This window comes from Caulobacter sp. AVps18 (assembly GCF_058681425.1).
In genome coordinates, this window is the sequence record NZ_CM178737.1 from 2927864 (window position 1) to 2943333 (window position 15470).

7 protein-coding genes and 1 pseudogene are annotated in these 15470 nt (G+C 61.2%); 3 read left to right on the plus strand and 5 right to left on the minus strand.

Features of this window, described 5'->3' with window-relative positions:
• Window positions 1-38: 38 nt before the first annotated feature.
• From ACW179_RS13475 to ACW179_RS13495, 5 genes and pseudogenes are all read right to left on the minus strand, one after another.
• Window positions 39-731: a DedA family protein gene (locus ACW179_RS13475; RefSeq protein ID WP_492059992.1), complete on the minus strand. Its 693-nt coding sequence runs from the start codon at window positions 729-731 to the stop codon at window positions 39-41.
• A gap of 219 nt (window positions 732-950) precedes the next feature.
• On the minus strand, window positions 951-1586 hold the full coding sequence (locus tag ACW179_RS13480) for a TetR/AcrR family transcriptional regulator (protein ID WP_492059993.1): 636 nt from the start codon (window positions 1584-1586) through the stop codon (window positions 951-953).
• A gap of 40 nt (window positions 1587-1626) precedes the next feature.
• Window positions 1627-2043 carry a CBS domain-containing protein gene (locus tag ACW179_RS13485; protein WP_492059994.1) on the minus strand — a complete coding sequence of 139 codons (417 nt, stop codon included), beginning with the start codon at window positions 2041-2043 and terminating at the stop codon, window positions 1627-1629.
• A 101-nt stretch (window positions 2044-2144) separates the two neighbouring features.
• Window positions 2145-2603: a pirin family protein gene (locus ACW179_RS13490; protein ID WP_492064314.1), complete on the minus strand. Its 459-nt coding sequence runs from the start codon at window positions 2601-2603 to the stop codon at window positions 2145-2147.
• A gap of 72 nt (window positions 2604-2675) precedes the next feature.
• Window positions 2676-3188, minus strand: a pseudogene (locus ACW179_RS13495) (pirin family protein); the annotation flags it as partial.
• A 25-nt stretch (window positions 3189-3213) separates the two neighbouring features.
• On the opposite strand from ACW179_RS13495, the gene ACW179_RS13500 reads away from it, so the two are divergent.
• From ACW179_RS13500 to ACW179_RS13510, 3 genes are all read left to right on the plus strand, one after another.
• Window positions 3214-4113, plus strand: coding sequence for a LysR family transcriptional regulator (locus tag ACW179_RS13500; protein ID WP_492059995.1), 900 nt, complete (start codon window positions 3214-3216; stop codon window positions 4111-4113).
• A gap of 1071 nt (window positions 4114-5184) precedes the next feature.
• Window positions 5185-5967, plus strand: a complete 783-nt coding sequence (locus ACW179_RS13505) for a hypothetical protein (RefSeq protein WP_492059996.1) — start codon at window positions 5185-5187, stop codon at window positions 5965-5967.
• Window positions 5967-15458 carry a calcium-binding protein gene (locus ACW179_RS13510; protein ID WP_492059997.1) on the plus strand — a complete coding sequence of 3164 codons (9492 nt, stop codon included), beginning with the start codon at window positions 5967-5969 and terminating at the stop codon, window positions 15456-15458. The genes ACW179_RS13505 and ACW179_RS13510 overlap by 1 nt, the downstream gene beginning before the upstream one ends.
• The last annotated feature ends 12 nt before the right edge of the window (window positions 15459-15470 follow it).

The following is a 15470-nucleotide window of genomic DNA, read 5'->3' on the forward strand; positions in this document are numbered from 1 at the left end:
GCGGCGCGCTGGTCGCCTAGTCGACTGGCGTCCTCAATTCAGCAGGCCAGCGGCATCCGCGCGCTGGGCCCAGACGCGTCAACGGAATGGGAAAGGCGCATGGTGCCAAGGTGCTGACGCAGTCCGCCGCCGGCGCGCCAGACCAAGATGAGCGCCGCGACGCCGACCGCTGCCGCCAGCAGGACGAGGATCGACGATCCAAGGTGAGCCGGGCTGACAGCCGAAATACCGCGTCCCGCCAGATAGCCTGGCGTCACAAAGGCCAGGACCCAAACGATTGCCGAACCGGTATTGGCCACGTGAAAGCGCTTGGCCGGCATCCGTGCGACCCCGGCCATGACCGGGATGAAGGCACGAAGCGGGCCGGCGAAACGGCCGATGAACAGGGATGCGGCACCAAATCGCGCGGTCATCAGCCGGGTCCGAGCCACTAGACGATGGTGGCGAACCGCCAGGGGATGGCGCAGTGCGCGAACGCCGAGCCGCCGTCCCAAATCATAGGAAACCGCGTCGCCGAGGATCGCGCCGATGAGTGCCCAGGTCAGCACAGGTGCCGGATCCAGCACCCCGGCGGCGATCATGCCGCCGGCCGCGACCAGGAGCACGGTGGCTGGAAGAAAGGCCCCGACCACGACCATGGATTCGCCGAAGGTCATCAGGCCCAGACAGAAGCCAGCCCAGGCCGCGTGATGGGCGACGAAGTCGGCGACGGTTTGCGTAAAGCCGGTCATGGCGGGCCATCCTGGTTGATCCAGCAGCCCCATCGCCGCCGTGGTGCAGGATGTCTCACGCTCCATGGCGTCAAAACAGCCGAATAAAATATGCCATTTTGCTCGAAAATTTCGAACATTGCGAACGCGGGGTCGCCAAGACGGACCTTACGGACCTTACGGACCTTACGGACCTTACGGACCTTACGGACCTTACGGACCTTACGGACCTTACGGACCTTACGGACCTTGACGCGCATGCCCGCGCGGCGATCCGGGACATCGCCGCCCCCGGCTTGCTCCAACAGGCGTTCCAACAACTGCCGAAGGCACCGGGGCGCGTCCGCGCCCGGGTCGAGCGCGCCGAACGATCGCGCGCCCTCGAGGGCTTAGACGAGTTCTTAGGCCAGGTCGGCGGGAGCGGGCCGGTCGAGACTGACGTAGGGGGTTTCTAGGTGGCCAAGACGGTTGCGGCATGCCGCCTGAATCAGCATCGGACCCGTTGGGTCCAGCGTTGTCTATGTGGAGGCCTGTTGAGGCCGGCAGGCGCGCGGCCCGAATGCGGGCACCGTCCTGCCCCGCGAAACTCTCTGCCAATCCCAGGATTTCATCCTGCGGATCGTCGGCGTGGCGGCGGTGATGTTCCGACAGGTCGGGCTCATGTTCGGCCGCCAGCGCCGAAGGCCAGTCAGACACCAGGGCAGCCTTGGAGGGAAAGTTGCGATAGATCGACATCTTCTGGCTGCCGGGTGCCTGGGCGATGGCGTCCACGGAGGCCTGCGCAACACCCTGCGCTAGAAACAGCGTGCCGGCGGCAGCCGCAATGCGCGCACTCATCGCAGCGCTCTGCGGGGTATCGGGGGTGGGATTGGCCATAGTTTGGGGTCCGTCACGCCGCAGCCAGATGGGCGCGCGCCTAGGCCTGTGGGGCCGCGTTCTCTGCGATCTTCGCAGCCAGTTGCGAGTTGATGATGTCGCCGAGACTGACGATCCCGACAATCATACCGTGGTCGATCACCGGGAGATGGCGCACGCGGGACTCGGTTATGATCCGCATGGCGTCGGCTACAGGCGCCGAACTGGTGATCGACGGGCCGCCGATGTTCATGATAGGGCGCGCGGTGCGGTCCAAGAAGCCGGGGCCGGCATCGGCCAGCCCCACCACGATATCGCGTTCGCAAACCGAGCCCAGATAGCGGTCGCGATGGTCCAGGATCATGATCGCGCCGACGCCTCGCGCCGCCATCAGCGCTAAAACTGCAGAGACGGGGGCATCGGCCGAAAGGCTGACCAGAGGGCCAGCCTTGCCTCGGAGAACATCGGATATGAGCATGACGAGACGCCTCGAACTGTGCGGGCAAGCAGGGGCACCGGCGGTGGAAAGCGAAGGGCGTGCTTGAGGGGCGAGAGCCTTTGGGTGTTCGGGGAAGTCGATCAGGCCGCGCGGGCGGTGTCTGGCAGGGGGGTAAACTCGGTCTCGTCCGGCACGCCGGCGAAGCGCCGCTCGCGCCAGTCCTCGACGGCCTGCTCGATCCGGTCGCGCCGCGAGGAGACGAAATTCCAGTACACATGACGCCGCTCGGACAGGGGCTCGCCGCCCAATACCATCAGCCGCGCCGGACCGCTGGCCTTCAGGACGATCTCCGCCCCCGGCTTGAACACGACCAGTTGGTCCTTGCCGAAGAGACCGCTCTGGCCTTGCACCTGGATCTTGCCCGACAGGACATAGAGCGCGCGTTCGATATGCTCGGCGTCGATGCGGAATCTTGCCCCGTCGATCAGGGAGACATCGGCGTTGAAGAGGTCCGAATGCGTCAGCGTCGGTGCCCGTCGACCCAGCAGGCTGCCGGCCAGCAAGCGCAGGTCGATGCCTTCGCCCTCAAGCCGGGGCAAGGTTTGGGCAGGTACATTTTGAAAGCCGGGCGCGGTTTCCTCGTGTTGGGCGGGCAGGGCGATCCAGCTCTGGACGCCGAAGAGGTGTGCGCTATTACTGGCCCGCTCTCGCTCGGTGGTACGCTCGGAATGGACGATGCCTCGCCCTGCCGTCATCAGGTTCACGTCGCCAGCTTGCAGCGTTTAAATATGGCCCTCGCTGTCGCGATGGAGCACCTCGCCTTGGATCAGATAGCTCAGGGTCGAAAGGCCGATGTGGGGGTGGGGCCGCGAGTCGATGCCTTGGCCGGCGGTCAGGGTGATGGGACCGAAGGCGTCGAAGAAGATGAAAGGACCGACCATTTGGCGCTGGGCCGAGGGCAGGGCGCGGCGCACCTCGAAGCCGCCCAGATCACGGGCCGGCGGCAGGACGATCTGGTCAATCTCGGCGGTGGCGGAAAGCAGCGTCACGATAGCCTCCAAGGGCGAGTGCGTGGAGCGCCCACAGCGCCGCGAGCTTGTCTCGCGCGACCGACCCAGGGTGCTTGGAAAGTTGGTAAGGGTGACGGTAAGGCGACTGACGCGTCGATGAAACCGGGATAACATCGCGCAAAATCATCGAGGAATTCGAATGTCGGAACCCGGTTCCCCCACCCTGGACCAACTGAAGGTTTTGCTGACGATCGTCGATTGCGGGAGCTTCGCAGCAGCGGCCAAGCGATTGGGGCGGGCGACCTCGGTGATCAGCTACACCGTTGCCAACCTGGAAAATCAGCTTGGCGTTCTGCTGTTCGACCGCAACATCACCAAGAAGCCGCAACTGACCGACGCGGGCCGCACCGTGCTGGCCGAGGCGCGGACGGTTATCAATGGCGTTGATGGCCTGCGCGCTAAGGTCAAGGGGTTGCTGCAGGGGTTGGAACCCGAAGTCCATTTGGCGATCGATGTCATGCTGCCGGCCGATCGGATCACCGACGCCCTGAGAGCCTTCAACGCGGTTTTTCCCACCGTCACCTTGCGGCTTTATGTCGAGGCGCTCGGCGCGGTGACCCAGATGGTGCTCAGCCGCGCCGCCGGCCTTGGAATCAGCGGCCCGCTCGACCTGGGCGTCAGCGGTCTTGAACGCGTCGGCGTTGGGCAAGTGGAATTGATCCCGGTGGCCGCGCCGTCCCATCCGCTGGCGATGGCGGGACGCAACGAACCGGGGGCAGGGCGCGAGCATATTCAACTGGTTCTGACCGATCGATCCGCCCTGACCCAAGGTCAGGAATTCGCCGTCATGGGGACGCGCTCGTGGCGCCTAGCCGATCTGGGGTCCAAGCACATGCTGCTGAAGGAAGGCATCGGCTGGGGCAACATGCCCGAGCCGATGATCCGCGAAGACCTGGCGTCAGGCAGGTTGGTCCGCCTGGACATGCCCGACTTCGAGGGGGGGCTCTATGGGCTGCAGGCCGTCTATCGCAGCGACAGTCCGCCAGGCCCAGCGACCCGCTTTCTGATCCAGCGCTTCGAAAGCCAGGCGACGGGGTGAGCGGCGGTGCGGCGGCGGGTCTCGAGCGCGCGGGCTGACAGGCCACCGCTCAGCCAGGGCTCCCAGCGGTGGCAAAGATCCGCCTATGCCTCCCCGGCGAGGGCGGAAACGGGAACTCTCCCGTAGACCCAGATCGGGGCGTTCAGCGCACCCCCGATACCCCCGCGCGGGAGGGCTCATTACATTGCGATGTATGGAGCGGGAGGGCCGCGACGGGCGCGGAGGCGATTGGTGGGGTCGTGCCCCTCGGCGACGGGCGCTCGCGAACCAGCCCGAGCGCCTGCCGGTAGTCTGTCCTGAACCTGGACCGTCACCACGGGCGCAGGCTGACAAGGCCGCCGCTTAGGCAGGGCTCCCAGCGGCGGCGAAAACCCGAACTCTCCCACGCCAAGATCCGGGCGCTCATCCCCCGAATACCCCCGCGCGGGAGAGCGCCATACATTTCGATGTATGGAAACTGGGGTGAGGGGGCATTTGGTGGGGAGGCAACCGGTGGGGCGCTCCTCCCCTCGCCCATGAAACTACTTGCAACCCCCCAGCCTTCCATAACGTCGGTGCCGAGGCCGGCAAAGATGAAGGCCGGAATGGGGAACCCGACGCTTCTTCAAGAGAGTCGCCGGGCTTGGGACTTGTGCCCTGGAACCGCTAGTCGACGCTGCCCCTACCGAGCTCGAAGATCATTTCGCATAACACTGTCGTATAGCGAGAATGCATCTAGGATGCATGGTTGGATTGAGCTACGTTTCGGCGTCGTTGCGGGGGTTAGTTCGTGATTGGTCGAGTTGATGTAGATCAGAGCCTCTCTGAGCATGACGTTGCTAGGCTTGATGAGCAAGCTCTGCCGAACCGCTCCAGACTTGGGACCCGGCGTGTATTCGCGTCGCAGCTTGGAGCGGCGGTCACGCTCAAACGCGCCAAGTTTGACGTTACGGATGAAGCAATCGCCCGAGGGATAGGAAAGCTTCTTCCTTGGGCGGCAACCGGAAGACGAAATCTCTCCGGCGCGGGAATCCCTAAGTCGACCGCCGGCAAGTTCACTTCAAACACGCCCTTTTTCTCAAGGTGATGACCATGAACGACGATGGCCTCCTGGCGAGGGCTGCGCTCCAACCTCCGCCGAGAGGAGCGTTTGGATCTTCCAAGCTCAGCCGACGTTGCGCGGTTCTGGGCATTTTGGCCCTGAGTGGCTGCACGAGCACGCAAAAGCACCGCTTCAGGCTCACGGTCGAAATCGCCGACGGTGGCTCAGTTAGGCGCGCCTCGGCCATGCGAGAGGCCATTCATCGTGACCGCATCGATGGTCTCGGCGCCATGTCGAACACGACCGACATTTGTGTCGGCAGCGCCATTGTCGTGGATTTCGGGCGGCGCGGCGCGCTGATCGTCACCATGATGGGGCGTAGTCGGAGCTCGACCTCCGGGCGCTTCGGCGGCAACGGAGATTTGTGGACGCCCGGTTTCGCGACCGGCTCCGTGGATGGCCGCCGCGATATGCAGGATGTTTCCCGCGACGCCCTCGAAGCTCTTGGCCACCACGGCCGCGTGGACATCGCGCCGGACGCCCTGCCGATGATGCTCAAGCTCAAAGCGATAGACGACCCCTCCGACGTGCGGCTCGTTGATCCTGCGGATCTGGCGGCTTCGTTCGGAGCAGGCGTCAGACTCTTGGCGGCCTATATCGAGCCATCGACAGATCCGCTCGACACCGGAGCGGTCCTGAAGGCCTTGCCGTGGGCGGAAGCGCAGATCACCGCCCGTAAACCATTAGCGAATTCAGGCCTTGGCACGCCAGTCGAAGGCGAAAACATCGCCTGGGCCATAGACACGCGCTCAGCGCTCATCGGGTGGAAGTGATGAACCAGGATCTCATGCTGGCGGTTTTCGCCATGGACGCCTACAGCCGCGGCCCCTTGAAGGGCTTCGACCTACCCGACGAGGGATCGCTGGGCGACTATGAAATCCTGAAGATTGACAGGAGCCACTCTGCGCAGGGCTTCGTCGCTGTCGCCTACAAGAAGGGCGATCAGATCCTCATCTCCTATCGCGGCACGGACAACCTCAACCCTGCGGACGTTCGAGACACCGACATCTTTTCCGGATGGGTCGTGGGCGGCGGCCTGACCGGAGACAATCAAGGCAAGTGGGCCATCGACTTTTATGAGCAGGTTCTCAACAGTCGGATTTCCCCGGATTCCAAGCTCAGCATTTGGGAGCTAAGTAACGCGAATGTCACGCTAACGGGACACTCCCTCGGTGGGGGCTTGGCTGGGCTGGTCGGGTCCTTGAGCGGTGCTCGATCAGTGTTGTTCGACCACATGCCCTTTGCGCTGGCGTCGATGACCATCTACGCCGAAAAGCTCGTCAAAACCTTCAGCGAATCCGTGGAGGCCTCCGCCCTTCTGGGCGTGACTGCGGTAACGGCCGCCGCGCGCTTTGACCTGCTCTTGGCCGCCACGGCTTCGGCCTCGGCGGCGCAGATTGCTGCGGCTATGGCTGAGGTCAATGTGCCGTCTCCGCCCTCAATGGCAGGCATCACCGCCTACCATGTCGATGGCGAAGTCATGGAGTTTTTGCGCGACGGTACTCTCCCAGCCCTCGCGGGCGCTTTGCTCGGAACGATCCCGTGGCTTGGCCCGGTGCTTTCCGGGATCGGGGTCTTCTATGCGATCGTCAATCCGGCGACCGACGTTCCGGCTGCTCAGCAACATGAGCTGACGGTATCAGGATGGGACAAAGCCGACGTTCCGCTGCTGAATTCCATCATGCTCCACAGCCAGGCACTCGAAGTGCTTCTGATGTATTCAGAGCAAGGTGGGCTTAGCCGTAACCTGTGGCGGGGTGACGAGCGCGTCGTTAACAGCGTTTTGGACTCGTTCTTCGACGACGATATCGCCAACGCCGTCATGGCGGGCCTGATCGGCGGGTCAGCTGATCCGAACGTCAAAATGCTCAACGCCATCGCCTATTCGGTGCTGGAGAGCGGGGAGCGCCCCTTCGGCGACCTAGCCGCCAAGGTCTTGTTTGACGATGTCAACGAGATCGGGGCCGCATTCGCTGTGGCCAACAGCGCTCCGCTCCTGGACTCCAGCAAAGCTCTCGCGCAGATCGCCACGCAGTTCGCTGCAGGCCTAGCTTTGGCCAAGGCCACGCAGACTTCGCGCCCGGATGCGTTGGGGGGCGTCCTGGCCTTGTCTGACGACCTTTCTTCCCTGACGGTCGATCTGTCCGATCATCTTTGGCAGGGCCGAGTGGGCCCGATCATCGGCCAGGCAGGCTTTCAGCTTGCGTTCCAACAGTCTGCGGATGATCCGGCGTCGGCGCAACGAGCCATCGCTGACGCCACCGAACAATCACTGTGGCTTTGGGGCGCCCCAGCCGACAATGCCATTGATCGCTATGTGGTGGCGACGCGAGACGGGCCGCTTTCGCTTCAGATCTCAGACCGCGCCTATGACGCCAGGAACCATGTGACGCTAGCGATAGGCGGGGTCGGTGACGACCAAATGCAGGGGAGTTCGTCCAATGATCTGATCATAGGCGGCAAGGGCGAGGATAGCCTATCCGGCGGCGACGGCAACGATATGTTGATCGGCGGCGACCACAACGATGAACTGCGCGGTGGTGGCGGTATTGACGTCCTCATCGGTGGGAGTGGAGACGATCAGGCGATCTACGATGGCGGCGAGCAGTGGCTCTACGTCGCCGGCGCTAAGCAAGATGGTGAGAATTTCGTCTCCATCGTGGACGGCTCTTCAGATTTTGACCGTGCTTATGAAATCGAGATCCTGCGCTCGTCGGCGCTCGACGATGTTGTGCATGTCTCCTCACTACTGGATTTCGGACGCGACAACCTTACGATTGACGGCGGGGCTGGCTACGACCGACTCGATTTCTCTGAATCTGCAAACGGCCTTTATTTCGGGTCCGCTGGTGTGCGCAATGCGATGTCGCTCGACCGAGGTCTTGGCTCGCAGGTTATCAGCGCCCTGTGGGTCGGAGACCGAATAGATTACCAAAATTTCCAGCAAATCACTGCGACAAGACACACTGACGTATTCAACGACTCAACCTTTGGCGGCGAAGTATTCCTCGGCGACGGTGACGATGTCCTGAAAAGCGCCGCCGCAGGCGCGCTCGTACATCTTGGCACAGGCGGTAATGATAAAGTTTGGTTTTCTGCAGGCGTAGGAGTCACAGATCTAGACTTCAACGATCAGGTGAGCGTGGGCGGAATGCTCAGGTTGTTCGGCGGGCTGCGCTCAACCACTTCAGAACACAATTACGCATCTGGCTGGGCAAATATGGTCAAGTACGGCCTGAACAGCGATGGCGAACTAGTCATTCATATTGGAGAGGGGGCGCCTGACGATAACCCCCTTCACAATATGTATTTCCTGGGGTGGGCAGACACGCAACGGCCGCAGGGCGTGGGACACGCAAAGATAGGCGCAGGGAATATTTTCCTGGCTGATTACACTATTGAAGCTCATGGTATCATGGAGGATTATGCTGGCCAGGGGACGTATTTCGGTACTTGGGAATTGTTTGGGCTGATCGTCAAATCGATGGGCGGTTGGGATGCCTGGAGCGGGCAAGACCCCCTCGTTCTTGACTTGGATGGTGACGGTTTCGACCTCACCGCGCTCAATTCTTTTTCGCCGATGTTCGATGTCGATGCTGATCTATACGCCGAGCGCTCGGGCTGGGTTGGCATGGACGATGGCATGCTGGCGCGTGACATCGATGGCGACGGTCAGATTGTCGACTCGCGGGAGCTTTTTGGCGGGCGAACCTCCGGATTTGCCATCCTTGAGACCCTGGATGGCAACGGCGACAGGATCGTCAATGCAGCCGATAACGGCCTCGCGGATTTCGACGGCAACGGGGTCGTGGATACGGCTGACGCGTTTGACGACCTGAAGATTTGGCGTGACCTGGATCAAAACGGTAAGGTCGGCGTCGGCGAACTACAGGCTTTGTCGACCTATGATATTGTCGGGCTTGACCTGGCTCACACGGTCAGCAGCGAAACGATCTCGGGAAACCAGATCGTCGCGACCTCGACCTTCATTCGAGGCAACGGATCCACGGGAGCGCTCGGCGAAGCAATCCTCAAGCTCAACAATGCCAACACCGTCTATCTCGGCGAACCGATTGCGATTTCTGCCGCTGCCAACGGTATGCCCGACCTCAAAGGGTTCGGCACGCTCGTCAGTCTTCGGCAGGCGCTAACTGTGGAAGCGGGCGGCCTCGCGCTTGTTGAGAGCACGCTGGCCTCGCTTGATGCTGCGCTGGGTCATGATCTTGGTTCGATCCGAGCAGCCATCCGCCCCTTGCTCAAGGCATGGGCAGAGGGCTCTCCAATCCGCGCTGCAGATGGCTCCATCATTCATGGTGCAGCGGCGGTCGCCGCTTACAGCGACATTCCCATCATCCGCACCGATGGCGCGGTGAGCGACTACGCCTGGGATTTTGAAGTCACGACTTCCACCGACGGACTGCATCAGATCGCTACGTGGAAATTCGTGTCAGGCATGAGCCTGACGCTGACATCAGCAGCAGGCGAGCCGCTGCCTTCCCTCGCCCAAATCCAAGATATGGGTGCACAAACCTATGCCCTCTCCCAGCTTATCGTGAATGGCGAGACGCTTGTTCAGTACAGCTATGGCCTTCCGGATGGGGCGACACTTGTTGGTGTGGGCGGCGATGTCGCCACCTTCGAGTCGATCCTTTTCGGCGACCATGCCGCCAACGGGCATGACTACGTGTTGGACGAAGTTCTGGGATCGGATTTGGCGTTTTTTGAACGCTATATCGGCGAACTCTTCCAGTTCCGCGAAATGCCGGAGGATGTGTCGTTAGCCTTGCAGGCCATCTCCGCTGTGATCGCGAATATGGAGGAAGGTCTGAACCTCATTGGTGCGCGCGTCGCTGTTCAATCCGAAGCCTTCTCGGCCATCTTTGAAGGCCTCCAATACAACGCTACGGACAACAGTTTCTCCGCGACCACGTCGCAACAATTGATCCCGACCTATGCCAACTTGCTGGAACAAGCCGGCCAGGAAGCCGATCCCGTGGCCTGGCTGCTAGAATGGCAGCCCTTGATCAATGTTCTGATAGCCGACTTCAACCGTGGCGGCGGATTGCTGACGACCAACGGCTGGTTGGCCCAGAACATCATTGGAGCCTTCGAGGCGACGCAACCCACCTTCAGTTTCCTTCAAGCTGTTCAGGGATTAGGTCTGGATCCATCCCTCTTCGCCCTGGGGGACGGTGAGGTCGTCGGTACGGACGAGGCCGACATCTTCTATATCGATACCGCAGATCAGGTCCTCAAGGGCGATCTCGGACTAGATAACTACATCGCGGGCGAGACCTTTGGTCATGTCGTGATTGACGATGTGGAGGGCGCGCTCCGTCCGCATCACGAGGACGTACTTCGGTTCACTAAACATCTCGCTTCGGATTTTACTGTGGAGCGGGACGGTATTGATCTGGTGATGACCCTCAATTCTACGGGGGAAACTATCCGCATCACGGGGCAGTTCTATGGCGAATGGGCCGGCCCGATGGGCGCGGGATATTGGCCGGACCACGGTGTGGATGCGATCACATTCGCCGATGGTACGAGCTGGGATCAGCTCGATATGGCCAAAGCAGCAGTTCGGATCGATGCTGGCGCGACTACCGTGCTTGGCACTGCGGACAATGATGTTCTGGACGGCGGCGCAGGCGATGATCGCCTCGAGGGAGCCGGTGATAGCGATATCTACGAATTCGGCCGAGGATACGGCAACGATGTAATCTTCGACGAAGAGGACAACGCATTTCGTGGCTCGATGGACCTGGTCCGTTTCGGAGAAGGCATTACACAGGACGATCTGATATTCGTTCGTGATGGCGCAGACGAAGACCTGCTCATCCAATTTTTCGGTAGCTCAGACAGCCTAAAGATCGAGGGGCAGTTTTCAGCCACCTACACGGGCACACTGGGCATCTGGTGGATTAACCAGATCGAGCTTTTCAGCTTCGCCAACGGATCCTACCTATCATACGATCAGATCTTCGACTTGGTGCTGAGCGAGCATCAGACCGATGGCGATGACGTCATCTACGGCTTTGACCGTGAAGACGTGTTGGACGGCGGTGCTGGTGACGATCTCCTATATGGCGGGAATGAGAACGACACCTACGTCTTTGGTCGCGACTACGGCCACGATGTTATTCAAGATAGAACGGACATTCTTCTCGGCGGGATGACTGACACTCTGTCATTCGAAAGCGGCGTGGCTGTGGCCGACGTGGTGTTCACTCGGGACGGCGACGATCTACTCGCAACCATCGCGGATACCGGAGAGTCCATCCGCATCATCAATCAGTATGTGATTACTGAAACTGGTCCGTTTGGGGCGCTGGCTTGGGACGCAGTCGAAAACTTCGTCTGGGCAGACGGGACCAGTAAGAGCTGGAGCCAAATCGAGATTGCCGTGCTTCAGGCCGAACAGACGGCTGGCGACGACATCGTCCATGGCCGTCACTGGGATGACCAGTTTGATGCCGGTGCTGGCGATGACCAGATATTTGGCGGCAATGGCGCGGACACCTACGCATTCGGCGCGGGGGACGGTCATGACACCGTCAACGACCTTCTGGATAACTGGTTGGCCAATGATGGCGACACCATCGCTTTCAAGGCCGGCGTATCGGCCAGCGATATCGCCATCGAACGCTACGGCCAGGATCTCAAAAGCGCCAAGTTGACCATCAGCTCAACCGGCGACTCCATAAGCATCGTCAATCAATTCGAGTACACCTCGATCAACTCGCGGGCCAACGAAGTCGAAAGCTTCACCTTCGCCGATGGCTCCGTTTGGAGCGCTGCGGATCTCAGGCTGCACTATATCGCCCAGCATCAAACTGCTGGGGATGACACGGTTGACGGGTTCTGGACCAACGACACGCTGACCGGCGGCGCGGGCAATGACGTGCTTCGCGGGGGCGACGGCTCGGATACCTACAGGTTCGAACTTGGCTTCGGCCAGGATCAGATCGAAGAGACGGTCGAGATCGTCGCTTACGACGACAACGACACCATCATCTTCGGCGGGGGACTTGCCTCCACAGACGCTCAGCTGACACGCGCGGGCGACGACATCACCATCGCCTTTGGGGTGGGCGGTAGCGTCACGATCAAAGGTCAGTTCGGGCACCAAGCCTTCTTCGACGGCTGGCAGGATATCGAGTCGATCCAATTCGCCGACGGCGTGACGTGGAACCAAAGCCAACTGCGTACTGAGTTGCTCGCTCGCAGCAAAACTGCAGGGGATGATGTCATCACCGGGTTCAGCGGCGCAGACAGCCTCGACGGTGGCGCCGGGGCGGATACGCTGCAGGGCCTGGGTGGAGCGGACAGCTACGTCTTCGGCCATGGCTATGGCCATGACGTGATCCAGGAAAGCATCGACACGGTCTACGAGGACCAACCCGACACGATCTCGTTCCTGAGCGATGTCTCCCCGGGCGACGTGCAGTTCCTGAAGGTCGGCGCGGACCTGAAGATCGAGATTTCAGGTGGCGCTGACAGCCTGTTGATCGTCGGCCACTTCAACAGCACTGGCTACAACGCCGTCGAGCGGTTTGCGTTTAGCAACGGCACGGTGCTGACGGCGGCCCAGGTGGAGCCATTAGCTATTGCTGGAGCGAAGACCGTCGGCAATGACACCATCATCGGCACCGCGCGGGCCAATCTGTTGGATGGCGGTGCAGGCAATGACTGGCTGGAAGGCGGCAATGGGCAGGACGTCTATGTGTTCGATGTCGGTTACGGCCAAGACACCGTCTATGACTTCGACGATAGCTCGCCCGCGCTCGACACTGTTCAGTTTGGCCCCGGCATTGCGCCAGCCTCGCTGAGCGCCGTGCGCGCGGGCAATAATCTCATCATCAGCGTTGGCGGTCACAGTGACCGGCTGACCATCAAGGACTATTTCGGGATCCAGTTTGCTTTTGTGGAGCAGTTTACGTTTAGCGATGGGACCGTTTGGACCCGGCCGGACGTGCTGAACCTACTCTATGGCAGCGCGTCTCCAATCATGGGGTCGCCCTACAACGACACCCTGGCCGGCACCGCCGAGAACGATGTCCTGGTGACGCTGGACGGCATGGATGCTGTCTCCGGTGGAGAAGGCTCCGATAGCTACATCCTGGGCGCTGGTGCCAAGACTATCACCGACGCCTCTGGCGCAGCCGATAGCCTTCGCCTCGATGCTGCGGCTTCAGGAGCGGTCTCGGTCGCGCGTTCGGGTAACGATGCTCTACTTTCCTACGCGCTTGGGTCGGTCCGACTGGTGGGTCAGTTCGCCGCTCCTGCGTTGGAGAGCATCCGCTTCAACGACGGTGTGACCTGGTCGTTCGACGATTTGCAGGGCCAATATCTAGCAAGCGTCGGGACGTCGGCTGCTGACAGCATCATCGGATTCGATGGCCGCAATGACATCCTGAACGGAGGGTTGGGCAACGACACTTTGTCGGGTGGAACCGGGAGCGATAGCTATCAAATTGCGCTCCAGGGCGGCATCGACGTCATCTCGGATTTGGGCGACGCCAGCGCCATTGACCGCTTGGTCTTTGCGACCGGCATCGCCCCCGCTGACATTGTCCTGATTAAAGGCCAACCTTCTGCCAACGATCTCAAACTGAAGATCGGCGCGGCGGAAGTCATTCTCGTCGGTGAATTGCTGGGCAATGGTTCTGGCGTCGAAGAGATCGTCTTCGCCAATGGGGTCATTTGGGACCGCGCGACGCTCATTGCCATGGCCGATGCAGGCAGTGCGATGGCGCAAACCATCTACGGCAACGGCGGGTCGAACACCCTGGCTGGTGCCGCCGGCAATGACTCGCTTTACGGCGGAGGCAGTGACGACACCTACCTCTACAATCTCGGTGGCGGGAACGACTTCATCTACGAAGGATCGTGGGAAGGTCGCGATACACTAGTGTTCGGCTCCGGCATCACCACAAGCAATCTACGCGTGGCCCGCAGCGGCCCCGACAGCGCGATCCTGACGTTCGAAGGCGCGGCGGGTTCGATCTATATCGACAAGATCTTCAACGACCAGTGGGGCGGCGTCGAAGTCTTCAGCTTCGCCAATGGCGCGGTGCTAGGCGATTACGACATCCGGGCGCTCTACCTCGCTCAGAAGGCCACCACCGGCAATGATCTGATTGAGGCATTCAACAATGCCAATACGCTGAACGGCGGCCTCGGCAACGACACGCTCGCCGGAGCCGGCGGTGACGATACCTACCAATACAATGCTGGGTCAGGGCACGACGTCATCAACGATGGCGACTACGCGGGATACAGTGACCTGTTGGTTTTCGGGGCGGGCTTGACCTACGACAAGCTGCTCTTGGCGAGAAATGGCACTACTGCCATCTTGAGCTTCCTGGGTTACGAGGGCTCGATCACCGTCACGGGCGACTGGCAGGGTTTCTATCGTGGTGTCGAGCAATTCGTCTTCGCCGACGGCGTCCAAAAGGACGCCGTCCAGCTCTCGGCACTTTGGCTACAGCGGCAGGCTACCACCGGCGCCGATACGATCTCGGGCTTCAGCTTCAACGATGTTTTGGCGGGTGGCCAAGGAGACGACGTGCTGGCCGGCGCGTCCGGGGACGACACCTACATCTTCAACTCGGGCGATGGACAGGATCTCATCCAGGAGGGTGAGTTCGGTGGCTACAATGATCGCCTCACCTTCGGCGCGGGCCTCACCTCAGACCTGTTGAGTGTGAGCCGCACCGGCACCAGCGTCACGCTGTCCTTCACGGGTCACACCGGAGCCGTGACCATCGCCAACGAAGACAACGGCTTCTATGCCGGCATCGAGACGTTCGTGTTCGGCAACGGACAGACCTGGAATCGCTCGCAGGTTCTGGATGCCGCCTGGTTCCAGGGCACAAGCGGCAACGACACGTTGAATGGCACGGCGAGCGCTGACCGGTTCAATGGTGCCGCAGGCAACGACGTTGTGTCCGGGGCGGGTGGCGGCGATTTCATCATCGGCGGCATCGGTAACGATATCCTCACCGGCGGCGGCGGCGCTGACGTATTCATGTTCGGCGCAAACTTTGGGTCGGATGCGATTAACGACTTCGGAGCCAATGGCGATGCGGATCTCATTGAGATACGCGACGGCGTGTTCGATGACTTCGCCGACGTCTTCTCGCGCAGTCAGCAGATCGGCAGCGATGTCGTCATCACCGACGAGATCGGCGACATGATCACGCTAAAGAACTTCCAACTGTCCAACCTCGCGAGCGACGATTTCCGGTTCATCGCGTAGGCAGTGCGCCAG

Coding starts and splice junctions, on each gene's coding strand:
- ACW179_RS13475 (WP_492059992.1), bottom strand. CDS start 731: ATGACCGGCTTTACGCAAACCGTCGCCGACTTCGTCGCCCATCACGCG.
- ACW179_RS13500 (WP_492059995.1), top strand. CDS start 3,214: ATGTCGGAACCCGGTTCCCCCACCCTGGACCAACTGAAGGTTTTGCTG.
- ACW179_RS13510 (WP_492059997.1), top strand. CDS start 5,967: ATGAACCAGGATCTCATGCTGGCGGTTTTCGCCATGGACGCCTACAGC.
- ACW179_RS13480 (WP_492059993.1), bottom strand. CDS start 1,586: ATGGCCAATCCCACCCCCGATACCCCGCAGAGCGCTGCGATGAGTGCG.
- ACW179_RS13485 (WP_492059994.1), bottom strand. CDS start 2,043: ATGCTCATATCCGATGTTCTCCGAGGCAAGGCTGGCCCTCTGGTCAGC.
- ACW179_RS13505 (WP_492059996.1), top strand. CDS start 5,185: ATGAACGACGATGGCCTCCTGGCGAGGGCTGCGCTCCAACCTCCGCCG.